Source organism: Plesiocystis pacifica SIR-1 (assembly GCF_000170895.1).
Classification (GTDB): Bacteria; Myxococcota_A; Polyangia; order Nannocystales; family Nannocystaceae; genus Plesiocystis; species Plesiocystis pacifica.
This window is the reverse complement of the sequence record NZ_ABCS01000009.1, coordinates 110,127-132,849: the sequence shown is the minus strand read 5'-3', so window position 1 is coordinate 132,849 and position 22,723 is coordinate 110,127. Positions and strand designations below refer to the sequence as shown.

General features: G+C 70.1%; 19 protein-coding genes. 11 read left to right on the top strand and 8 right to left on the bottom strand.

The features are described from left to right. The first annotated feature begins 107 nt into the window (after positions 1 to 107). Positions 108 to 1,583: a cytochrome-c peroxidase gene (locus PPSIR1_RS06840; RefSeq protein WP_006970276.1), complete on the top strand. Its 1,476-nt coding sequence runs from the start codon at positions 108 to 110 to the stop codon at positions 1,581 to 1,583. Positions 1,584 to 1,676: 93 nt separating this feature from the next. Here the strand turns inward: PPSIR1_RS06840 and PPSIR1_RS06835 are convergent, their stop codons facing one another. Next, entirely contained in the window at positions 1,677 to 3,875 is a 2,199-nt protein-coding gene (locus PPSIR1_RS06835) for a YgiQ family radical SAM protein (protein ID WP_006970275.1), read from the bottom strand. Positions 3,876 to 3,961: 86 nt separating this feature from the next. Between PPSIR1_RS06835 and PPSIR1_RS06830 the strand changes: the two genes are divergently transcribed. Continuing rightward, positions 3,962 to 4,216 carry a hypothetical protein gene (locus tag PPSIR1_RS06830; RefSeq protein WP_006970274.1) on the top strand — a complete coding sequence of 85 codons (255 nt, stop codon included), beginning with the start codon at positions 3,962 to 3,964 and terminating at the stop codon, positions 4,214 to 4,216. Position 4,217: 1 nt separating this feature from the next. On the opposite strand, the gene PPSIR1_RS49175 is transcribed toward PPSIR1_RS06830, so the two are convergent. Next, a complete protein-coding gene (locus PPSIR1_RS49175; protein ID WP_006970273.1) occupies positions 4,218 to 5,780 on the bottom strand; it encodes a hypothetical protein in 1,563 nt (520 codons plus the stop codon). 407 nt (positions 5,781 to 6,187) lie between these two features. On the opposite strand from PPSIR1_RS49175, the gene PPSIR1_RS06820 reads away from it, so the two are divergent. Then, a complete protein-coding gene (locus PPSIR1_RS06820; RefSeq protein WP_006970272.1) occupies positions 6,188 to 6,601 on the top strand; it encodes a hypothetical protein in 414 nt (137 codons plus the stop codon). A 10-nt stretch (positions 6,602 to 6,611) separates the two neighbouring features. On the opposite strand, the gene PPSIR1_RS41995 is transcribed toward PPSIR1_RS06820, so the two are convergent. Next, positions 6,612 to 8,648: a serine/threonine protein kinase gene (locus tag PPSIR1_RS41995; protein ID WP_006970271.1), complete on the bottom strand. Its 2,037-nt coding sequence runs from the start codon at positions 8,646 to 8,648 to the stop codon at positions 6,612 to 6,614. Between the two features lie 201 nt (positions 8,649 to 8,849). Between PPSIR1_RS41995 and PPSIR1_RS06810 the strand changes: the two genes are divergently transcribed. Next, complete coding sequence (locus PPSIR1_RS06810; RefSeq protein ID WP_157595263.1) at positions 8,850 to 10,133, top strand: hypothetical protein; 1,284 nt, start codon at positions 8,850 to 8,852, stop codon at positions 10,131 to 10,133. A gap of 65 nt (positions 10,134 to 10,198) precedes the next feature. Next, the gene (locus PPSIR1_RS06805) at positions 10,199 to 11,821 is read left to right on the top strand and encodes a glycoside hydrolase family 10-like protein (protein WP_006970269.1); all 1,623 of its coding nucleotides are present in this window, start codon (positions 10,199 to 10,201) and stop codon (positions 11,819 to 11,821) included. On the opposite strand, the gene PPSIR1_RS06800 is transcribed toward PPSIR1_RS06805, so the two are convergent. From PPSIR1_RS06800 to PPSIR1_RS47440, 5 genes are all read right to left on the bottom strand, one after another. Then, the gene (locus PPSIR1_RS06800) at positions 11,818 to 12,795 is read right to left on the bottom strand and encodes a hypothetical protein (protein ID WP_006970268.1); all 978 of its coding nucleotides are present in this window, start codon (positions 12,793 to 12,795) and stop codon (positions 11,818 to 11,820) included. The two genes, PPSIR1_RS06805 and PPSIR1_RS06800, sit on opposite strands and share 4 nt — an antisense overlap. Before the next feature lie 116 nt (positions 12,796 to 12,911). After that, positions 12,912 to 13,559 (bottom strand): hypothetical protein, encoded by a 648-nt coding sequence (locus tag PPSIR1_RS47445; protein WP_157595262.1) that lies wholly within the window; start codon positions 13,557 to 13,559, stop codon positions 12,912 to 12,914. A gap of 81 nt (positions 13,560 to 13,640) precedes the next feature. Beyond that, positions 13,641 to 14,504, bottom strand: coding sequence for a protein kinase domain-containing protein (locus tag PPSIR1_RS06790; RefSeq protein WP_006970266.1), 864 nt, complete (start codon positions 14,502 to 14,504; stop codon positions 13,641 to 13,643). Between the two features lie 48 nt (positions 14,505 to 14,552). After that, positions 14,553 to 15,011: a hypothetical protein gene (locus PPSIR1_RS41990; RefSeq protein ID WP_006970265.1), complete on the bottom strand. Its 459-nt coding sequence runs from the start codon at positions 15,009 to 15,011 to the stop codon at positions 14,553 to 14,555. Then, entirely contained in the window at positions 15,008 to 15,169 is a 162-nt protein-coding gene (locus PPSIR1_RS47440) for a hypothetical protein (protein ID WP_006970264.1), read from the bottom strand. Before PPSIR1_RS47440 ends, PPSIR1_RS41990 begins: the two co-directional genes overlap by 4 nt. Positions 15,170 to 15,299: 130 nt before the next feature. Between PPSIR1_RS47440 and PPSIR1_RS41985 the strand changes: the two genes are divergently transcribed. From PPSIR1_RS41985 to PPSIR1_RS06755, 6 genes are read left to right on the top strand one after another with little or no spacing between them, the layout of a single operon-like run. Next, the gene (locus PPSIR1_RS41985; RefSeq protein WP_006970263.1) at positions 15,300 to 15,992 is read left to right on the top strand and encodes a TetR/AcrR family transcriptional regulator; all 693 of its coding nucleotides are present in this window, start codon (positions 15,300 to 15,302) and stop codon (positions 15,990 to 15,992) included. Continuing rightward, on the top strand, positions 15,989 to 16,927 hold the full coding sequence (locus PPSIR1_RS06775) for an SDR family oxidoreductase (protein ID WP_006970262.1): 939 nt from the start codon (positions 15,989 to 15,991) through the stop codon (positions 16,925 to 16,927). Before PPSIR1_RS41985 ends, PPSIR1_RS06775 begins: the two co-directional genes overlap by 4 nt. Further along, on the top strand, positions 16,927 to 18,567 hold the full coding sequence (locus tag PPSIR1_RS06770) for an acyl-CoA carboxylase subunit beta (protein WP_006970261.1): 1,641 nt from the start codon (positions 16,927 to 16,929) through the stop codon (positions 18,565 to 18,567). Before PPSIR1_RS06775 ends, PPSIR1_RS06770 begins: the two co-directional genes overlap by 1 nt. Positions 18,568 to 18,616: 49 nt before the next feature. Further along, positions 18,617 to 19,780 carry an acyl-CoA dehydrogenase family protein gene (locus PPSIR1_RS06765; protein WP_006970260.1) on the top strand — a complete coding sequence of 388 codons (1,164 nt, stop codon included), beginning with the start codon at positions 18,617 to 18,619 and terminating at the stop codon, positions 19,778 to 19,780. A gap of 5 nt (positions 19,781 to 19,785) precedes the next feature. Continuing rightward, entirely contained in the window at positions 19,786 to 20,628 is an 843-nt protein-coding gene (locus PPSIR1_RS06760) for an enoyl-CoA hydratase/isomerase family protein (protein ID WP_006970259.1), read from the top strand. A gap of 45 nt (positions 20,629 to 20,673) precedes the next feature. Then, on the top strand, positions 20,674 to 22,713 hold the full coding sequence (locus PPSIR1_RS06755; RefSeq protein WP_006970258.1) for an acetyl/propionyl/methylcrotonyl-CoA carboxylase subunit alpha: 2,040 nt from the start codon (positions 20,674 to 20,676) through the stop codon (positions 22,711 to 22,713). Positions 22,714 to 22,723: the final 10 nt, after the last annotated feature.

The following is a 22,723-nucleotide window of genomic DNA, read 5'->3' as shown; positions in this document are numbered from 1 at the left end:
GCGTAACCGCGTCGAATGAGCCGCCGTAGCCCCGGCATCAGGGATTCACGCCTATGCTCGTACGACCCAAGCCATATCTGTACCCTCTGGCCCTCAGCGTAATTGCAGTGTTCAGCCTCGCCGCTTGTAGCGACGGAGGCGACGACGGCGGCGATGACGACGTCGGCGGAGAGACCAGCGCCGAGGACGAGGACACCGACGAGAGCACCGATACGGAGGGAGAGGAGTCCACCACCGAAGAGGAGTCCACCACCGAAGAGGACACCGGCGGTGAGCCCAGCCTCGACGACCAGCTGCGCGAGCTCCTGGCCGCCGAGGGGGTAGAGCCCGTCCCTTTGCCGGCGCCCCCCGACGAGGCCAAGTTCGAGCTCGGGCGCCTGCTCTTCTTCGACAAGGAGCTCAGCGGCCCGCGCAACATCTCCTGCGCCACCTGCCACCACCCCCTGCTCGGCAGCGCCGACGCCCAGGGCCAGTCCAAGGGCCAGGGCGCCGTCGGCCTGGGGCCGTTGCGGGTCCACAGCGGGCCGAGCCTGTTCCTGCCCCGCAGCGCGCTCTCGCTGTGGAACCGCGGCGTCGAGGGCTGGGACACCATGTTCTGGGACGGGCGCCTGGGCCAGGCCGAGGACGACAGCTTCTTCTCCCCCGCCGGCGACGCGACCCCGCAGGACTTCGACAACGCTCTGGCGGCCTTCACGATCATCCCGATCACCCCCGACCGCGAGATGCGGGGCTTCTCGGATCAGCTCGACGTGTTCGATCAGCCCAACGAGATGGCCGGGCTCACCGACGCGGACTTCGAGGACATCTGGGGCGCCGTGGTTGCCCGCGTGATGGCGATTGACGCCTACGCCGACATGATCGACGAGGCCTTCCCCGAGGTCGCGCCCGAGGACGTCGACATCACCGTGCTGTCCAACGCCATCGGGGCCTTCGAGGGCGAGGCCTTCCTGGCCCTCGACGCGCCCTTCGACCGCTACCTCGCGGGCGACGACGACGCCCTCCCGACGGCGGCCAAGCGCGGCGCGCTGCTCTTTTACGGCGAGGCCAACTGCAGCGGCTGCCACAGCGGCTCGCTCCAGAGCGACTTCGACTTCCACAACATCGCGGTCCCGCAGGTCGGGACGGGCAACGACACGGGGCCGATGACCGGGGACGAGCCCGAGGCGCCCCTGGACCTCGGCCGCGCGCGGGTGACCGGCGAGGACGCCGACCGCTTCCAGTTCCGCACGCCCTCCCTGCGCAACGTCCTGCTCGAGAGCCCCTACGGCCACAACGGCGCCTACGCGACGGTCGAGGGGATGATCGCCCACCACCTCGACCCCGAGGGCTCGCTCGCCAGCTACGACGACAGCCAGCTCGACCCCGAGCTGGTCGGGTCGCGGGCCGAGGTCCTCGCCGAGGTCCCGGACATCGACGCGCAGCTCCTCGACAGCCTCGATCCGCTGCTCATCCCCGCCGCGCTCAGCGACGCGGAGCTCAGCGACTTGGTCGCCTTCTTGTCCGCGCTGGTCGATCAAGACACGCTCAACCAGCTCGACCTGGTCCCGGCGAGCGTGCCCAGCGGGCTGCCCGTCAACGACTAAACCAACGACTCAGGGACTGTGAAAATTTCACAGCCCCTGTCCATTTTAGCCGTCGTGGACGACGCCACGCCCTCCCTGCCCCACGTCCACGACTCAGCCGCGCCGCTTGCGGCTGGGCTTGCGCCCCGAACGAGCCTTGGACTTGGCCTTCGAGCCGAGCCCGGGCCGCCGCCTGCCCTCGCCGGTCTCCCGCGGGGGCAGGCCCGTATGTTGGGTCAGCGCGGTGCCGGGCTTGGGCTTGGTCGCCCCCTTCGCTCGCCCTCGCTTCGGCCCGCGCCCTCGGCCGTGGCCGGTGCCCTTGGGCTGGTAGCTCGGGACGAGGTGCTCCTCGCCGTTGCCGATCAGATCGGCCCGGCCCATGCGCTGCAAGGCCGCCCGCAGCATCGGCCAGTTGTCGGGGTCGTGGTAGCGCAGGAAGGCCTTGTGCAAGCGCCGGACCTTGGCGCTGCGCGGCACGGCCACGCGCTCGGCGGAGTCGGCCCGGCTCACCTTCTTCAGCGGGTTGCGCCCGGAGTGATACATCGCCGAGGCCGTGGCCATGGGCGAAGGCAAGAAGGCCTGGACCTGGTCGGGCTTGAAGCCGTTTTGCTTGAGCCACAGGGCCAGCTCGAGCATGTCCTCGTCGGTGGTCCCGGGGTGCGCGGCGATGAAGTAGGGGATCAGGTACTGGCGCTTGCCGGCCTGCTTGCTGTAGCGGTCGAACAGGGTCTTGAAGCGCTCGTAGGTCCCGACCCCGGGCTTCATCATCTTTGACAGCGGCCCCTCGGCGACGTGCTCCGGCGCGATCTTGAGGTAACCGCCGACGTGGTGCCGGGCCAGCTCGCGCACGTACTCCGGCGACTCCACGGCCAGGTCGTAGCGCAGCCCCGAGGCGACGAGGATCTTCTTGACCCCCGGCAGCGCCCGGGCCTTGCGGTAGAGCGCGATCAGATCGCTGTGGTCCGTGTTCAGGTTCTCGCAGATGCCCGGGTAGACGCACGAGGGTCGCCGGCACGCGGCCTCGATGGTCGGGCTCTTGCAGCCCAGGCGCCACATGTTGGCCGTGGGCCCGCCGAGGTCCGAGATGACCCCGGTGAAGCCGGGCACGGTGTCGCGGATCTGCTCGATCTCGCGGAGCACCGAGTCGGGCGAGCGGCTCTGGATGATCCGCCCCTCGTGCTCGGTGATCGAGCAAAACGAGCACCCGCCAAAGCACCCGCGCATGAGCATGACCGAGGTCTTGATCATCTCGTAGGCGGGCACCTTGCCGGCGTCGTCGTGGCGCGGGTGAGGCCGCCGCTGGTAGGGCAGCTCGTAGACCGCGTCCATCTCCTCGGTGCTCAGGGGCACGGGCGGCGGGTTGATCCACACCTCGCGGTCGCCGTGGCCCTGGACGAGCACCCGGCCGTTGTGCGGGTTGGCCTCCTGGTGGAGCACGCGCGAGGCGTGGGCGTAGAGCACGGGGTCCTCGCGGACCTGCTCGAAGCTGGGCAGGCGGATGGCCGTGCGCGCCCGCGGGTGCTCGAGGACCTTGCGCCGGGCCTTGCGGCGCAGCTGGACCAGCTCGCCCTGCTCGCCGCCGTCGACCTCGCTCGAGTCGAGCTCGGCCCAGCCCTGGGGCAAGGTCCCCGCCTTTTGCACGAAGGCCGTGCCCCGCAGCCCGCGCATCGCGTCGAGCCCCCTGCGCTCGCCGAGGCCGTGGGCGAAGTCGACGATCGCCCGCTCGGCGTTGCCGTAGAACAGCACGTCGGCCTTGCTGTCGACGAGCACGCTGCGCCGGACGGCGTTGGACCAGTAGTCGTAGTGGGCGATGCGGCGCAGGCTCGCCTCGATGCCGCCGATGATCACCGGGACCTCGGGGCCGCCGACCTCGCGGCAGCGCTGGCTGTAGACGATCACCGCGCGATCGGGGCGGGAGCCGGATCCCCCGCCCGCGGTATAGGCGTCGTCCGAGCGGCGCTTGCGGTCCGAGGTGTAGTGGTTGACCAGCGAGTCCATGTTTCCGCCGGTCACGCCCCAAAACAGGTTGGGCACGCCCAGGCGCATGAAGCCCTCGGCCGACCGCCAGTCGGGCTGGTCGAGGATGCCCACCCGAAAGCCGGCGCGCTCGAGCACCCGCCCGATCACCGCCGCGCCGAAGCTGACGTGGTCGACGTAGGCGTCGCCGGTCACGATGATCACGTCGCAGCTGTCCCAGCCCAGCGCGTCCATCTCCTCGCGCGAGGTCGGCAAGAAGGGCGCGACGCCGAAGCGTTTGGCCCAGTAGGGGCGGCGCTCGAACAGGTGCGGCGCGCTGGCGCGGGAGGCCGGCATCGCGCAAGGGTACTGTTTTTTGCGCGCTTGTCTCGGTGCGAGTACCGCGTGTGCGTGGTGTTCGCGGCCCTGCTGGGCGGTGCAGCATGTACAACCCGGACTTCACCCCCCTCGCCGACGACGGCGCCGCCGAGGACGCGGACGCGGACGGGACCTTCATGGTCTTCGAAGAGGGCGACAGCATGCACCTGACCCTGCTCGATGACTTTCAGCAGATGTTCGAGCTCGACGTCGCCCTCCCCTGCGTGGAGGGGGCGCCGTCGAACAACACCGACATCAGCTACGACGGCTCGACCTACTACGACTCGGCCATGAACCTGCCCGCCGGGGTGTGGCTGTAGGCTACTCGGCCGCGCTCGCCAGGCTGTAGTCCAGGCGCCCGCTGTGGGCGGCCTCGAGGGAGAAGTCGAGCTGGTGCTCGAGGCTGTCGAAGACCACGTCGATCATCTGCTCGGCGACGGCGAGCTGCTCGGCGTCGAGCTCGTGGGCGTGGAAGGTCCCGCGCAGCAGCGCGTCGAGGTCGACGCCGCGCTCGGGGTGCTCGCCGCCGTGGCGATCGCCGAGGTAGTCGAGGGGCCCGGCCAGCTCCCCGGAGGCCTCGGCCGCGCGGGCCAGCTCCCGGGTGTTGGCGAAGAAGGCCTCGCCGCTGGCCTCGAGCGCGCGCATCATCCAGTAGCGCAAGCTCGGGTGGTCGTGGCGCAGGCCGAGCTTCATGAAGCGCATGATGTTGTGGCGGTGCACGTCCATGGCGCGGTCGAAGAACAGGAACTCGAGGGTCTCGCTCGCCGACCAGCCCAGGCGCTCGTCGAGGCCCAGGGCCTGCCAGTCGCGCAGGAACAGCCCGCTGTGGGTCTCGAGCTCGTTGACCCAGGCGTTGATCAAGCGGGCCTCGGGGGCGCGGGCGTGGGCGCTCGCGCCCTTGGCGTAGTGGAACACGAAGTGGTTGAGGTCGCGGTAGCCGAGCACGTCCATGGACCACAGCGGCATGAAGCGGCGCAGCTTGTCCGCCGCGGGCACCGAGGCCTCGCGCATCCACGCGTACAGAGGGTGCGCGGCGGCCTGGGCCCGGCGCGCGTCGAGCTTGGCCAGGAGCCGCGCCGCGCTGGATGACACGTCGCCCTCGGGCGCCGCGAAGCCCGAGAGATCCTCGACGGGGTGACGCGGCAGGTCGCAGCTGTGGGCGCCGTGATCGGCCGGGGCCTGGGGCACCGTCCCGCCTTCGACGTGGGTGTGGGCGTAGTCGAGGAAGGCGTCGAAGATCCCGTGGAACACGTCGAACATGCGCCCGCCCAGATCCACCGCCTTGGCCAGGCCCGCCTCGTCGAGGACCTGGTTCACGAAGTCCTCCTCGGTGTGCTCGACGTGGCTGAGCTCGCGCTCGAGGTGCTCGGTCCCGAAGTAGCGGTAGGTCTTGCCCTGGGCCTCGCCCAGGGCCACGGCGGGGTGGACCGAGTGGCTGAAGAAGACCATCCCGCAGGCCTCGCCCGCTTCCGAGTGGGCGAAGCGGAGCAAGGGATCGCCGCCGTCCTCCACGGAGAAGCGCACGAACTCCACGCCGTACTCCCGGAAGCGCTCCTGGTCGGGGCTGTGGAACAACCACCACAGGGTGTCGCTCGCCGACCACCGCAAGCGCGCGTCGAGGCCCATGCAGCGCCAGTCGTGCAGGAACAGCCGCGAGTGGCCCTCGTCCTCGAAGGTGTTGCCGTTGATCAGCGACCGGAAGTGCTCCTCGGCCTCTTCTTCAAAGCGCAGGACCCAGAGGTTCACGTCGCGAAAGGCCATCACGAACAAGGCCATGACCGGCGCAAAGCCGAGCTTGTCCTCGAGGGCGACGTTGTCGGCGTCCAGCCAGCTGATAAAGGGGTGAGCGTCGAGAATTTCGGTCCGCCCGTGCTTGTATTGCATGAATCGCTTCATCGAGACTCCTCCCCCCGAATGGGGGCCTCATTGGGCGCACTGGCGGTTCGACCAGTGTATCCATTGCGCGCGCTGTCGATCATCCGGCGAAGCGGCGAGCAGGCCCGCAGGCCGCCTCAAAGTCCCAAATCCGTAGGACCCGATGGTAGCAGGGGTGCTTTTCTCGCCCCTGGGGACACGGTCGCAAATCAACACTCAAATATCAACATGCGCGTACCGCTCCGGTCTACTGCGTTCTACGCTATCGAGATCATCTCGCGAAGTCTTTGACATCTGTCAGGCGATTGATTTCTTGGCCTTAGATGTGAGTTTTGGCGGCTGTGGATCCGCCCCCGCCGCGCCCAATCCCCACAAAGTTTGAAAAAAGCCTGCCGACCGGGCTAATTTTACGGTCCGTGGAGTCCCTCCACACGCTGAGCTTCGGCTTCGTGCAAGACGTCTTCTTGCTCGTCCACAAAACGCCGCTCCCCAACCAAGAGGAGTGGGCGCGGATGATGCAGGTCGTCCGCGAGCGCGAGACCCTCGCGGGCGTCCTGGTGATCGCGCGAGACGCTCGGCCGGGCCCGGACATGCGCAAGGAGGTCCAGGCGGTGACGCGCAAGTTTGGCTGCAAGACCGCGGTGATCACGGACTCGGTCGTCGCCAAGGGGGTGATGGTTGCGATGACCTGGCTCAACATCCCGATCGGCGGTTTCCGCACCGACGAGCTCGACGACGCGATCCGCTACCTCGACTACGAGCCCCACGCGGACGCCCTGCGCAACGCCATCGAGCCCTTCCTCGATCGCTCGGTGAGCGGGACCCTCTAGCTCGACCCCTCTACCCCTGCCAGGGGTCGATGATCTCGGGGGAGAAGCGGTTGTCGCGGACGACCTCGTCGTCGTCGGGCGCAGCGGCGGGCTCGGCCGGGGCCGCCCCCGAGTCACTCGGCGCTTCGGGCTCCGGCTCGCTCGGGCTCGGGCTCGGGCTCGGGCTCGGGCTCGAGGCCTTGCCAGAGTCCCCCGCCTTGGAGCCCGAAGCGCTTCCCGTTGGCTCGGGCTCGACCTTCGCCTTGGGATCGACGACGAGCTCGAAGCTCAGGGCCTGGTCGCCGTCGGGGGTCAGCTCGAACATCAGCTCGCGGTAGCCCGGCGCACGCAACAGCAGGCGCACGGGCTCGTCGGAGCGCGGGAACTCGAGGGTCGGCGCGTCCGGGCTCACGCGGCCGACGAGGGCCTGGTCGACCGCCTCGTAGACCGTGGCCTCGTCGACGTTGATCTCGAAGGTCACGACGGCGGCCGTCGCCGCGCCCTCGCCCGTGTCTGCGACGACCGGCGGCGGGTCCTCGGCCCTCGGTGGCGCCAGCGCCTCGTTCGCCTCGCTCGCCTCGTTCGCCGCAGGACCAGCCTGGCCCCCCCCCGCCTTCACGGCGGTCTCGTCGCCGCCACTGGGGCCGCCGGGGCCGAAGGTCGCCCAGGCCATGCCCCCGAGGCCGGCGACGAGGGCGACGAGCACCGCCGCGAGGATCAACCCCATGCGCGCGTCCGAGTCGGTGTTGGAGCCGGCGCTCGTCGAGCTCGAGGCCGTGGCCACCGACGAATTTCGCCAGGTCATCGAGCCCGAGCCCGAGCTCGACGCCCCCGAGTCGACGGCAGCCCCAGCCCCAGCCCCGACCTCGAGTCGGGGCTGAGCCCGCGCGCTGGCCCCCTGGCTGAGCCGCCCGCCGACGCTCAACATCGAGGTCGGCGAGAGCAGCCCGGGACCGGGCAGGGCCTCGGTCAACGCCACCGGAGCCGCACCCGTGCCGACCGCCGCGATCGCCTCGCCCATGGCCGCGATGCTCGCGAAGCGATGGCTCGGGTCCTTGGCCAGGGCCTTGAGCGCGATGGCGTCCATCGCCTCGGTGATCCCCGCGTCGGGAGCGTGCTCCGAGGGCGGCGCGGGCGGGACCAGCAAGTGCTGGTTGCGCATCGCGATGAAGCTCTTGGCCTTGAAGGGGGTCCGGCCGCACAGCAGCTCGTAGTAGAGGATGCCCGCGGCGTAGATGTCGACGCGGTGATCGATGGGCGCGCCGCGGGCCTGCTCGGGCGCCATGTACTCGGGCGTGCCCAGGACCATGCCGGTCCGCGTGAGCCGGAGGCCGCCGCTGGCCTGGATCTTCGCCAGGCCAAAGTCGAGGACCTTGACGCAGTCGACGTCCTGGCCCCGGGTGGTCCGCAGCACGTTGTCGGGCTTGATGTCGCGGTGGACGATGCCCAGCTCGTGGGCCGCGCTCAGGGCATCGCACAGCTGCCCCATGATGTGCCGGACCCGGGACCACGGCAGGGGCGCCTGGGTCTTGCACAGCACCTTGAGGGGCTCGCCGCGCAGGTGCTCCATGACCAGGTAGGCCGAGCCGTCCTCGGCCGTGCCGAAGTCGACCACGCCGACGACGTTCTCGTGGTCGACCAGGCTGACGGCCCGCGCCTCTTGCAGGAAGCGGGCGGCGACGTCCTCGCGGCTGGCGTAGCGGCGGTTGAGCAGCTTGACCGCGAAGGTCTTGGGGATCGAGGTGTGCTCGGCCAGGTAGACCGTGCCCATCCCGCCCTTGCCCAGGCGCCGCAGCAGGCGATAGCGGTCCTGGATGATCTCGCCGCAACGATCGAGCTCGCCGCTCTCGCGCCGCCGACCGCTGAGGGCGGTGGGCGCGTCCATGGCCGCGTCTGGGTGCGTCGTGACCGTGTGCGCCAAGGTGTCGGACAGCTCGCCAAAGATGTCCGTGACCGAGTCCGCCGAGGACACGGCCTCGGACTCGAGCACCTCCTGCTCACCGACCCCCGCGAGGCTCTCGGGCGGCAGCGTCATGGTGCGGCCCCCGTAGCGTGTGTCGATCGCCACCGAGCGTGGTTATAGCCCGTGCTCGGAGCGCGTGCGGCCTCGACCCTGCCCAGGAGCACCGCTCGACCCGAGAGCCAAACGCGCAGCCGGGCGTCGAACGTGCGGGTGATGCAGGCCCGGCGACCTCCCTCGACCCCGACCCGCGCGCGGGCACGGCCTCGCAAAGTGCGGCACAATGCGAGCCTGGCCCCCGCGATCTCCATGGCGAAGCCCACGCTCGCGCTGTCTTTCGTCGCCCTCCTGTCCGCTGGCTGTGTCCAGACGGTCGCGGAGGTCGACCCGCAGCCTGCGGATCCGGACATGCCCGAATCCGCCGACAGCGCGCCAGTCCTGCACGAGTCTGCCCCCCTCGGATCCTCTACCTCCGAGCCAGCCCCGGCTCCAGCGCCCGAGCCCGCTCCGGCGCAGCCGCCCATCGAGGTCGCCGACTCCGAGCTCGTCGCGGGCGCGCAGATCGACCCCAACACCGCCCCCGGGCTCCAGGACTTCGCCGACGAGTTCAGCCAGCTCTACGCGGGCGGGTCGCTGTGGGTCGGACCCCTCGAGGGCAACGGGGGCCGCGACGTGCTGATCTTCATCCCCCCGAAGGCCGATCCGGCGGCCGAGTTCGAGCTCGTCTTCCACTTTCACGGGACCTACAGCGAGCTCGTCCAGCGGCGCACCGACGCGATGAAGAAAAAGCGCGAGTGGGTCGGCTGGGACCGCCTCGAGCAGACCCTCGCGGCCATCGACCAGCTCGCGGGCGAGGCGGACCACAACGTCGCGCTGATCTACCCGATCAGCGCCGGCAAGCGCCTCGAGCCCGGGCACCGCGGGTGGAGCAACGTCGCCTACGACCGCATGTGGATGCAGCCGGCCGCGCCCGCCGACCCGGCCTACCGCGACGACTTCGACCGCCTCCACGCCGACAGCCTCGAGGTCCTCGTCGAGGCCCTCGGCGTGCACCCCAGCAAGCTGCGCGGGGGCGTCATCGTCGAGGGTCACTCGGCCGGCGGCCAGGCCGTGACCAACGTGGCCGTGCGCGGCTCGACGCACGTGGGCGAGTACCTCTACCTCGACGCCTCGTTCATGGGCTGGTCGGACGTCGCCCACGAGGCCCTCGCCGCGCGCAACGATCCCGCGCTGCTGACCATGGTCGTGCGCGACGGCGGCATCGCCGATCCCTTCGAGGGCCGCGACCCCTGGTGCTTGGTCATCGAGCACCACGCCAAGCTGTGGACCGAGCACGCCGGCACCTGCGGCGACCAAGGGCCGGCGCACGAGCTGAAGCTGCGCGACCACGCGGGCGAGCGCGAGACCGTGGCTTGCGAGGACCTCGAGCTCGACGCCGAGAGCTTCGACGAGCTCGAGGATTGGTGCCGGGAGATGGCCGACGAGATGCGCCAGGTGCCCCGGGTCACGCTGATTCGCACAAAGGTGGTTCACGCCAAGCACCCTCGGAGTTTCTCGGGGGGGCTCGGCCTACCAGAAGATCGCGGGCAGTGAATTCCCGGGTGTGGGCCGGGGTTGCTACGCGCCCAAAAGCTCGACCAGATGCGGTAGACGGGGGCATGCACTCGCCTCGCTCGCTCTCGGTCGCCCTCGCCCTCGGCACGGCCCTCGCGTGTTCGTCCGGCACCGGCTCCGATCCCCAGGGCCCCGGCGCCGAGGAGGTCGGCGACACCGTCGGCGACACCGAAGAGGGCACGAGCTCCGAGTCCAGCGACGACTCGAGCTCGGACTCGACGGGCGAGTCCACGAGCGCGGACGAGTCCAGCGACGACACCGGCGGCGTGTGGGAGCAGCAGCTCGTCGAGGTCGGCCACGCGCGCGAGTTCCGTGGGGTCTGGGTGACCACCGTCTACAACATCAACTGGCCCAGCAGCCAGGGCCTGTCCGCCGCCGCGGCCCAGGCCGAGCTCGCGTCGATCGTCGACACCGCCGAGGCCGTCAACCTCAACGCGATCGTGTTCCAGGTCCGGCCCGAGTCCGACGCCGTCTACGAGTCCAGCCTCGAGCCGTGGAGCCGCTACCTCAGCGGCAGCCAGGGCGGCGACCCGGGCTTCGACCCCCTCGCCTTTCTCATCGAAGAAGCTCACGCCCGCGGCATCGAGGTCCACGCCTGGTTCAACCCCTACCGCGGGGCCGCGAGCGCCGGCATCACCCTCGCCGAGCCGCACATCGCCCTGCAGCTGCCCGAGCACGCCCACACCTACGGCAGCTCGCTGTGGATGGATCCCGGGGCCCTCGACGTCCGCGAGCACACCGTCGACGTGGTCCTCGACGTCGTCGAGCGCTACGCCGTCGACGGCGTCCACCTCGACGACTACTTCTACCCCTACCCCAACGGCGACGACTTCCCCGACGCCCTGACCTGGAACGCCTACCTCGCCGACGGCGGCGCGCTGAGCCAGGGCGACTGGCGCCGGGACAACGTCAACGCCCTCGTCGAGGAGCTCCACGACACCATCGCGGCCGCCGACCCCGACGCCCGCTTCGGCATCGCCCCCTTCGGCATCTACCGCCCCGGCATCCCCGAGGGCATCGTCGGCCTGGACCAGTACGCCGAGCTCTACGCCGACCCCGTGCTGTGGATGGAGGAGGGCTGGGTCGACTACCTCGCCCCGCAGCTGTACTGGCCGACCTACAGCGCCCAGCAGACCTACGAGGTCCTGCTCGACTGGTGGAGCAGCATCGACCCCGAGCGCTACGTGTTCACCGGCAACTACCTCAGCAAGCTCGGCGACGACTGGACCCTCGACGAGATGCTCTACCAGGTCGAGCTCTCGCGCCTGTACAGCGACCAAAACTCCATGGGCAACGTCTACTTCCACGTCGAGCCCCTGCAGTCCGACACCCTCGGCATCAACGCCGCCCTGCTCGACGAGTTCTACGGCCGCCCCGCCCTGACCCCGCCGCTCGCCGACCACCTCGACGACCTCGTCGCCCCGCCCCTGGTCACGCCCAACCTCGAGGGCGACGGGGCCTTGGTCGAGGACGTCGTCGAGCAGAGCCTGCGGGCCTTCGTGGTCTACGCCGACCAGGGCGGCGCGTGGGCGCTCGACCGCATCGTGCCGATCCCGGATGGGGAGTTTGGCTCGACCTCGCTGAGCCTGGACTCGGGGACCTATGCGATCACCGCGGCGTCCCGGGCCAACGTCGAGAGCGACGGCGTCGTGCTGGTCGTGCCCTAGGGCAGCATCTCGACCGCCATGCTCACGCTCTGTTCGGGCGCGCCGACGGCGTACACCATGTACCGACCTGGCACGAGCGTGAGGGTGTTCGATGGCTCCAGAGCGCGAACATAGCCCGCTCGCATCGTCGACGTCGTCGGAGGTACGTCGCCCCAAGCCGGGTCTCCATCCTCGGGAGCAAGCTCCAGAATTTCGTCGGCGCAGCGGCGAATCGTCGCCGAGACTCCCTCGAAGCTGACAGCGTAGTCTCCAGCCTCGGTGAGCGTGACTGTCCGCGCCGTCCCGCGCACACCGTCTCCTCCGTAGACATCGTCGCTTCCGCAGTCCAGACGAACGCTCGCCTCCCACCGGCCCTCGTCGACGGCGGGCAAAGGGTCGACCTCGCAGCTAGTCAACGGGGGATAGCCGTACGGGAGCTCCTCGAAGAACATCGCCTCCGCGCTTTCGGGGCTCATTCCGTAGACTGCCTCGAAAGCCTCGAGGGGCGGGCGTTCATCCTTCAAGATTGCAATGAAGGCCTCGGCCCCAAAACGCTCCCAGAGCCAGCGCATGAACAAGCCCGCGCTGCCGTAGTCCACCTCGCCACCGCTGAGCTCGAAGTTGGCGAGAGGGTCGGGCTGCTGAACGCTGACGAGCCGTCGTCGCCGCAAGGCCTCGGCTGACCCTTCATCAAAGAAGCCTGGGGGGCGCGCGAACCCGTACACGACGGCGTGGACGAGCTCGTGATCCAGCGCGAAGGAGGTCGTGTAGATGGCGTTCTCATCGGGGCTGTAGCAGCCTTGCGGACCCTCCCCGCAGTAGCTCGAGGGCGCGTCCTCCCACAGATAGACCGTGATCGGCTCGTCGACCGTCGTCGAGAGCAGCGACTCCAAGCCCACGACTTGCGCCTCATAGGCGGCCAAATCTCCCGCGCAAAGAGGGTAGTCGAAGCCCGTACCGATCTGTAGGTGCTCGGTCTCATAACGGATCGCCAAGGGCGCCCCGTCCGAGCAACTCAAGCATGAGGCGACGATGCCAATCGCTCCCAGAGCACGGACGAAGGCCCCCGCGCGCGAGGGCCTTCCCGAGCGAGGCTGAGGGGGCGGCGGGCTCATTCGACTCGATACGAGAGTACCATGACCTCTTCACCGCGCATCCCGTTGAGCTGAAACTCGGACTCTCCCTCGATGAGCTCCAGAACATTCGAGAAGCTGTCCAAGCCTCGGATCTCGTACCCGTTGAGGGTGATGAGGACGTCTCCGACCTCCCACCCCATCGCCGCTCCCAAGGGGCCCATGCGCGTCACCCGATAACGACCGTCTTCGACGAGACCGAGGTGGGTCTTCTCTTGAAACAAAGGCGTTGGATCGCGCTTCAACTCTTCTAGGGCCTCCAAGTCGATCACGAAGACTCCCGACTCGATGTCGAGTTCGACGAGCTCGGAGGGGCTCCAACTCGACTGCTCAGAGCCGTCTTCGCCCTCGCCTGCTTCATCGTCCCCTCCACCCAGAGGACATACGTCAACCGCTTTGGCGACACCCCCCGCTTCGGAGCAGGACAAGGACGCGACCGCGACGCTGGGCGCACACAGAATTTGAATGTTGCCAGCGTTCAATTCGCAGAGAACTGCGCTTTCTCCTACCAAGCAAGCATCCGTGCAAGGGTCACCATCCGGCCCCTCCTTGAGATCCGGCCCACAGGCGGCCATGGAGAGGCATGACAAAGCAAGAGTGAGTGTTGCGGACCGGAAGATGTTCATGGGAGGCTTGTCGTAGGCCTCTCGAGTACCTGCGTGTGCGTGAGATCGGGACCAGACTATCCGGAGTGGAGGTGGTCTGGCTCAATACCACCCCGCGAACGCGCCACCGGCCATGGTCGCCGCCGCGATCAACAACCCCAACAACAACCACACCCGCCGCCGGTTCGGCGCCGCCTCATCCTCCTTCGCGACCACCTCCGTCTCCTCCCCGATCGCCCGCCGCAGCTTCGCGACCAGGTCGTGCAGGTCCCCCCAGCGCTTGCCCGGGTTCGTCGCCAGGGCCCGCATGAGCGGATCCAGGATCGCGTCCGTCGGCTTGCCCCCGGTCAGCCGCGTGGTCTTGCCGTCGAGGGCCTGCAAGAGCGCCGAGGCGTAGGCGTACTGATCGCTCGCGGCCGTCGCCGGCTTGCCGGAGCCGAGCTCCGGCGCGAGGTGGCCCGGCGCCGCGTCTTCGGGGATGTGCGGCAGGGCGAAGTCGACGATGCGCGGCCGGGCGTCCTCGTCCTCGGCGTCGGCCTCGGTCGCAAAGAGCACGTTGCCGGCCTTGAAGTTGCGATGGGTGAGGCCGCGGACATGCGCGACGGCCAAGCCCTCGCCTACGTCCACGAACACCGACACGATCGCCCGCCAGTCCCGGGGCTTCGCGCGCAGCCAGGCGTCGAGGGAGGGGCCGGTGCACAGCTCGGTGACCAGGTAGGCCGTGCCCGCCTCGCCGTGGTCGGTGCAGGCCTCGTCGAGGCCGCTGTCGAGCAGGCGCGCCACGCAAGGGTGGATGCGCCGGGCGAGGATCCGCGCCTCTCGGGCCCGAGGCCCGTCGAGGCGCTCGCCGAGCAGGCGCAGGGCCACGGCCTCGCCGTCCTTCTCCGCCGCGTGCACCGAGCCGCCGTGGCCCTCCCCCAGGCGCTCGCCGAGGGTGTAGCCGCCGATGGTCCGGGCCTCGCTCACGGGACCCAGTGTCGCAGATCCAGCTCGGCGTCAGCTAGATTTGGATTCTCAGGAGGGCGTCCACTGCTTGGCGGCACACTTGCCGTCCTGGCACAGGCACCCGCCGAAGCAGTCGAGGGTCCCGATCTCGCAGCTCATGGTGCAGCTCGTGGCCGAGCAGTCCGGCGCGTCGTGGGGGTTGGTGCACGCCGTGGGGTGGCAGCAAGTCGCCGGCACGCAGTCCGAGTCGTCCTTGCAGGGCGCGTCGCCGACGACGACGGTGGTGGTCGTGTCGATGGCCGGCTCCGCCTCGCCGCCCGCCTCCGCGGCTGGCTCGGGCTCGCTGTCGGGGATCATCGGCTGGGCGTCCGGCTCGACGCCGGGATCTTCGACGACCGGGGTCGAGCCCGGCGAACCAGCCGCGTCGCCCTTGGGCACGTCGCCCGGGCCCTTGTCGTTCTTGCACGCCGCGACGCCGACCAGCCCGGCCAGCATCACGCACAGCGCCCAGCTCGGCCGGGAGCTCACTCGGCCGCCGCTTCGGCGCCCGAGTTGGTGCCGGTGGGCACGAGGTCAAAGACGATCATGCCGACGGTGCCGATGCCGAGCGCGACGAAGATGACCGTGGCCAGGATCATCTTGGAGGGGTTGAGCTCGAGGTTGGGGTCGTACTTGGCAGCCGCCATCGGGCGGAGTGTAGCGGAGCGCTCGGGGCTGTGAAGAGCGCAGAGTGCTCCGCCATCGGCGCCCTCGACGGGCGGATTGAGGCCCGGAACACCGTTGACATCCCCCCGCGGGATCGGCACTCTCCCCGAGGTGACTGACAGTCAGTCAGTTGAGCTTGGCGCAGGTCACGCAGACCCCGCCGAGCCCAAGAAGGTCAGCCGGCGGCGACAGATCCTCGCCACGGCCAAGCGCCTGTTCCTCGAGCGGGGCTTCGAACAGACCAGCGTGTCCGCCATCGTCCGCGAGGTCGGCGTGGCCCAAGGGACCTTCTACCTGTACTTCAAGGGCAAGCAGGCCCTGCTGCCCTACCTGCGCGGCGAGGTCCTCCAGCACTACCTCGCGGCCTTCGACGAGAGCGCCACGGACCGCAGCCAGCCCGCCGACGTGCGCCTCGCGCGGGGTCTGGCCCGGATCCACGCGACCATGGCCGAGCACGTCCCCATGGTCCGGGTCCTGCGCCAGGCGAGCTCGTCCGAGGAGGTCGAGCGGATCTGGTCCGAGGGCCGCGAGACCCTCTCGCGCCCGCTGACCCAGCTGCTCGCCGAGGGGCGGACCGACGGGAGCTTCTCCCTGGACGATCCGCACATGGCGGCCCACCTCGCCCTCGCCCTGCTCGACGATCTCCTGTTCGAGTCCCTGGTCTGGCAACGCCCCGCGCCCCCGGCCCAGACCCTCGCCCACGCGACCCGCTTTTTGCTCCGCGGCCTCGGCTCGAGCCCCGCCCGCGTCGACGAGCTCGTCCCCCTGCCCGCCTCCTCCCAACCCACGACGGCATCCCCATGAGCCACTACCGCTCCATCTTTCACCCCAAGCTCTTCGCCGATCAGACCTTCATCGTGACCGGGGGCGGCAGCGGCATCGGCCGAGCCACCGCCCACGAGCTCGCCAGCCTCGGCGCCCACGTGGTCTTGCTCGGGCGCAAGGTCGCCAAGCTCGAGACCGTCGCCGCCGAGATCCAAGCAGACGACGGATCGGTCAGCTTCCACGCTCAGGACATCCGCGATGAGGCCGGGGTCCGCGACACCATCAAGGCGATCCTCGCGGACCGGGCCGAGCATGGCCAAGGTCAAAGTCGGGGCCGCGTCCACGGCCTGGTCAACAACGCCGGCGGCCAGTACCCCGCGCCCCTCGAGGCCATCAACCAAAAGGGCTTCGAGACCGTCGTGCGCACCAACTTGGTCGGCGGCTTCTTGATGGCCCGAGAGCTCTACAGCCAGCACCTACGCAAGCACGGCGGGGCCATCGTCAACATCGTCGCCGACATGCGCAACGGCATGCCCGGCATGGGCCACTCCGGCGCGGCGCGGGCCGGCATGGTCAACCTGACCCAGACCGCGGCCCTCGAGTGGGCCAAGTCCGGCGTGCGCGTCAACGCCATCCAGCCCGGGTGGATCGCCAGCTCGGGCATGGAGACCTACCCCGACGCGGTCCGGGCGATGATCCCCATGCTCGCCAAGGCCGTGCCCCTCAAGCGCCTGGGCAGCGAGGCCGAGGTGTCCGCGGCGATCTGCTTTTTGCTGTCCCCGGCCGCGGCCTTCATCAACGGCGCGACCTTGCAAGTCGACGGCGGCGCGCCGCTCATGCCCCACCACTGGCCGATGCCCGACCACGACAAGTCCAAGGCCTTCGCGGGCTTTCACCGCAACACCCTGTCCGCGGACCTCTCGAAGCTCGCCGGGCTGCCGATCAACGAGGCGGGCGAAGGGGAGGCCGGCTGATGGCGGTCCTGCGCAGCACCCTCGACACGCGCGGCGAGGCCTACCAGGCCCAGCGCGCCGAAATGCTCGCCCTCGTCGAGGCCTTCCGCGCCCTCGAGGCCAAGGTCGCCGCCCACGGCGAGGCCAAGCGCAAGAAGTTCGAAAAGCGCGGCCAGCTGACCCCGCGCGAGCGCGTCGCTCGGCTCCTCGACCCCGGCAGCCCCTTCCTCGAGCTCTCGACCCTCGCCGGGTTCAAGATGCACGACGACAACGGCCGCAAGGACACCCTGGGCGGCGGCAACATCACGGGCGTCGGCTTCGTGTCCGGGGTGCGCTGCATGGTCACGGCCAACGACAGCGCCATCAAGGGCGGCTCGATCGCCCCCATGGGCCTGCAAAAGAGCCTCCGGGCCCAGCGCATCGCCGTCGAGAACAAGCTGCCCTCGATCTCCATGGTCGAGAGCGGCGGGGCCAACCTCAACTACCAAAGCGAGCTCTTCGTCGAGGGCGGCAAGGTGTTCTGCAACATGGCGCGGGCCTCGGCCATGGGCCTGCCGCAGCTCACCGTGGTCCACGGCTCGTCGACGGCCGGCGGCGCCTACCTGCCGGGCCTGAGCGACTACGTGATCATGGTCCGCGACCGGGCCAAGGTCTTCCTCGCCGGCCCGCCCCTGGTCAAAGCCGCCATTGGTGAAGAAGCGAGCGACGAGGAGCTCGGCGGCGCGGCCATGCACGCCGAGACCTCGGGCCTGGCCGAGTACGTCGCCGAGGACGACGCCCACGGCATCGCCCTGGCCCGGGAGCTCCTCGCCAAGCTCGACTGGGACAGCGACGGCCAGCCGAGCGCGCCCCGGAGCTTCGCGCCCCCGCGCTACGACGCCGAAGAATTGTGTGGCCTGGTCCCGCCTGACCCGCGCATCCCCTGGGACATCCGCGAGCTCATCGCCCGCCTGGTCGACGGCTCGGACTTCCTCGAGTTCAAGGCCCGCTGGGGCAGCGACACGGTCTGCGGCCACGCGGCCATCGAGGGCCACGGCGTCGGCATCATCGCCAACGCCGGCCCGATCATGCCCGAGGGCTCGTGCAAGGCCGCGCAGTTCATCCAGCTGTGCTGCCAGTCGAACATCCCGATCCTCTACCTCCAGAACACCACGGGCTACATGGTCGGCAAGGCCGTGGAGCAGCGCGGCGCGGTCAAGCACGGCGCCAAGATGATCCAGGCCGTGGCCAACGCGACCGTGCCCCAGCTGACCCTGCTCGTCGGCGGGGGCTACGGCGCGGGCAACTACGGCATGTGCGGCCGGGCCTTCGACCCGCGCTTCATCTTCGCCTGGCCCAACTCCAAGGTCGCGGTCATGGGCGCCGAGCAGATCGGCATGGTCATGGAGATCATCACCAAGGCCAAGTTCGCCGCCACGGACCACCTGCTCGACGACGCGGCTCGTGCCGCCCGCGACGAGAACGTCGCCAAGATGCGCGAGGTCCTGGTCAAGCGGATCGAGTCCGAGTCCAACGCCCTGTTCGCCACGGCGAGGCTGTGGGACGACGGCATCATCGACCCCCGCGACAGCCGCAAGGTCCTGGCCATGGCCCTGGCGACCTGCCGCGAAGCCCAGTCTCGAACCCTCTCGCCCAACACCTTCGGCGTCGCGCGCCTCTAGCCGCCGCTCCCTCTCTTTTGGCCCCCCACGCCCCAGTCAGGAGTCCACGATGAAGTTCACCGAAGAGCACGCGCTCATCCGCAAGACCGTCAATCAGATCATCGAAAAGCACATCAACCCTCGGGTGGAGGAGTGGGAGCAGGCCGGCGCCTTCCCGGCTCACGAAGTGTTCAAGCTGTTCGGCGAGCAGGGCCTGCTGGGCCTCAAGTACCCCGAGGAGCACGGCGGCGCGGGCCTCGACTACTCCTACACCATCGCCATGGCCGAGGAGCTCGCCAACATCGACTGCGGCGGCGTGCCCCTGGCGATCGGCGTGCAGACCGACATGTGCACCCCTGCCCTGGCCCGCTTCGGCTCGGCCGAGCTGCGCAAGGAGTTCCTCGAGCCGAGCATCGCTGGCGACCTGGTCGGCTGCATCGGCGTGTCCGAGGTCGGGGCCGGCTCGGACGTGGCCTCGACCAAGACCCACGCCCGCCGCGACGGCGACGACTTCGTCATCAACGGCGGCAAGATGTGGATCACCAACGGCTTCCAGGCCGACTGGATGTGCACCCTGGTCAACACCGTCGAGGGCGTGGCCCCGCACAAGTCCAAGAGCCTGGTCATCATCCCCATGGACGCAAAGGGGGTCGACCGCTCGACCAAGCTCGACAAGCTGGGCATGCGCGCCTCGGACACGGCGCAGATCTTCTTCGAGGACGTGCGCGTGCCCCAGCGCTACGTCATCGGCCAGGAGGGCTTCGGCTTCGTCTACCAGATGATGCAGTTCCAGGAGGAGCGGCTGTGGGGCGCGGCCAACTCGGTCCGCTCCATCGAGCGCATGCTCGAGATGACCGTCGAGTACACGCGCCAGCGCAAGGCCTTTGGCCAATCCATCCTCGACAACCAGTGGGTGCACTTCAAGCTCGCCGAGCTCGAGACCGAGCTCGAGGCCCTGCGCGCCCTGGTCTACCGAGCGACCGAGCTCTACGTCAGCGGCAAGGACGTCACCAAGCTGGCCTCGATGTGCAAGCTCAAGAGCGGCCGGCTGTGCCGCGAGGTCGGCGACTGGTGCGTGCAGTTCCACGGCGGCATGGGCTACATGATGGAGACCCCGATCAACCGGGCCTACCGCGACGCTCGCCTGGTCGCGATCGGCGGCGGCGCGGACGAGATCATGATGGGCATCATCGCCAAGCTCTCGGGCACCCTGCCCAAGCGCAAGAAGGGCTGAAGGTCATGCGCGACGCCGACTTCGAGCTCCCGAGCACCGAGCACCTCGCCCTGAGCCTCGACGGCTGGGTGCTGACCGTCACCCTCAACCGCCCCAAGGCCCGCAACGCCATGAGCTTCGCCATGGTCGAGGAGCTCGTCGCGGTGTTCGACGCGATCCAGGACAGCGCGCAGATCCGCGCCGTGGTCCTGCGCGGCGCCGGCGGGCACTTTTGCGCCGGCGGGGACGTCAAGGACATGGCCAAGGTCCGGATGCTGCCGGCGCCCGACGAGCTCGGCGGCCCCGACGACGCCATGGCCACGAGCAACCGCAAGTTCGGGACCATGCTGTCGATCATCGAGGCGGCTCCCCAGGCGGTCATCGCCGTGGTCGAGGGCGCGGCCATGGGCGGCGGCTTCGGCCTGGCCTGCGTCGCCGACGTGACCCTGATCCGCGCCGACGCCAAGCTGCGCCTGCCCGAGACCTCCCTGGGCATCGTGCCCGCCCAGATCGCGCCCTTCATCGTGCGCCGCATCGGGCTGACCCAGGCCCGGCGCCTGGCCGTGACCGGCGGCCGCCTCGACGGCGACCAGGCCAAGGTCCTCGGCATCGCCCACGAGAGCTACGCCGACGCCGAGGCCCTCGAGGCCGGGCTGGCCGCGACCTTGGCCGACATCCGCCGCTGCGCCCCCGGGGCCGTGGCGCTGACCAAGGACCTGGTGCTGTCCGCCCTGTCCGAGAACCTCGAGGTCCTCCTCGACCGCGCCGCGCGGGACTTCGCCATTCAGATCCGCAGCCCCGAGGGCCTCGAGGGGACCATGGCCTTCGTCGAAAAGCGCGAGCCCGAGTGGGCGCGCAGCGACGCCTGACCCCCTCTCGACGACCCCGAGAACCAGCCGCGAAACCCAGCCGACATGCCCGCCTTCGAAAAGCTCCTGATCGCCAACCGCGGTGAGATCGCCGCCCGGGTCATCCGCACCGCCCGCGCCCTCGGCTACGCCACCGTCGCCGTCTACTCCGACGCCGACGCCGACGGCCTGGCCGTGCGCGAGGCCGACGAGGCAATCCGCATCGGCCCGGCCAACGCCGCCGAGTCCTACCTGTCCGTCGAGGCCATCCTCGCCGCGGCCGCGCGCACGGGCGCCGACGCGATCCACCCGGGCTACGGCTTTTTGTCCGAGAACGCCGGCTTCGCCCAGGCCTGCGCCGACGCCGAGGTCGTGTTCGTCGGCCCGCCGCCCGCCGCCATCGAGGCCATGGGCGACAAGGCCCGGGCCAAGGCGCGGATGATCGAGGCGGGCGTGCCCACGGTCCCCGGCTACCAGGGCGACCAGTCCGTCGAGGTGCTGACCAAAGAGGCCGCGCGCATCGGCTACCCCGTCCTGCTCAAGGCGTCTGCGGGCGGCGGCGGTCGAGGCATGCGCCGCGTCGACGGGCCCGAGCAGCTCGCCGACGCCGTCGCGGGCGCGACCACCGAGGCTCAAAACGCCTTCGGCAGCGGCGAGCTGATCCTCGAGAAGCTGGTCGAGGGGGCGCGCCACGTCGAGATCCAGGTGTTCGCCGACACCCACGGCAACGCCATCCACCTCGGCGAGCGCGACTGCTCGGCCCAGCGCCGGCACCAAAAGATCATCGAGGAGTCCCCCTGCCCCGCCGTCGACGCGGACCTGCGCGCGCGCATGGGCGAGGCGGCCGTGGCCGCGGCCAAGGCCATCGGCTACGTCGGGGCGGGCACCGTCGAGTTCCTGCTCGGGGCCGACGGGGCGTTTTACTTCCTCGAGATGAACACCCGCTTGCAGGTCGAGCACCCCGTGACCGAGGAGGTCACCGGCCAGGACCTGGTCGCCTGGCAGCTCGACGTCGCCGCGGGCCAGACCCTGCCGCTGACCCAGGAACAGGTCGCCCTCGACGGTCACGCCATCGAGGCGCGGCTCTACGCCGAGGACCCGCGGGCGGGCTTCCTACCCCAGACCGGCCCCGTGCACGCGTGGCTGCCCGCGCAGCTCGAGGGCGTGCGCGTCGACCACGGCTTCGTCGAGGGCGTGGACCAGGGCATGGCCGTGGGCTCGGACTACGACCCCATGGTCGCCAAGGTCATCGCCCGGGGCCGCAGCCGCGAGCAAGCCCGGCGCCGGCTGATCCGCGCCCTCGAACACACCGTGCTCCTGGGCCCGGTGACCAACAAGGCCTTCCTCGCCGACCTGCTCGCCCACCCGCGCTTCGTCGCTGGCGAGGTCAGCACGCAGTTCGTCGAGAGCAGCGAGGGCGTCGAGGCCGAGCTGGGCGCGCGACCGGGGGCGAGCGCGGCAGACTTCGCCGTGGCCGCGGCGCTGTGGGCCGAGGGTCGCCGCGACCTCAGCCTGACCCGCGCCGGCCTCGAGCCAGGCTGGCGCAGCGCCCACTCCCGGGCCAGCGTCCTCGAGCTGCGCGAGGCCAACACCGAAGACCCCGCGCGCGTCGAGCTGACCCCCGAGGCCGACGGCTGGTCGGTCCGCGTCGACAACGGCGAGCCGAGCCGCGTCCGCGTGCTCCGGCGCGACCCCAGCCGCGCCCGCGCCCGCGTCGACCTCGACGGCCTCCAGCGCGACGTCATCACCCTCGACCAGGGCGAGGCGCTCATCCTCGAGCGCGACGGCGCCGCGCTGCGCTTCTCCGAGCACCGCCCCCACGACAACGCGGGCGACGCGGGCTCCGACGGCCGCGACGGCATCATCCGCGCCCCGACCATGGGCCGCGTGCTCGCCCTGGCCGTCGCCGCGGGCGAGCGCGTCGAGGCCGGCGCCCGCTTGCTGACCATGGAAGCCATGAAGATCGAGTCGACCCTGACCACCCCCGTCGCCGGCACCATCACCGAGCTGCGCGCGGCCGTGGGCGACCAGGTCGACAACGGCCAGGTGCTCGTCGTGCTCGAGCCCGAGCCCGAGACGGCCCCCGAGACAGCCCCCGAGAGCTGAAACCTCCCCC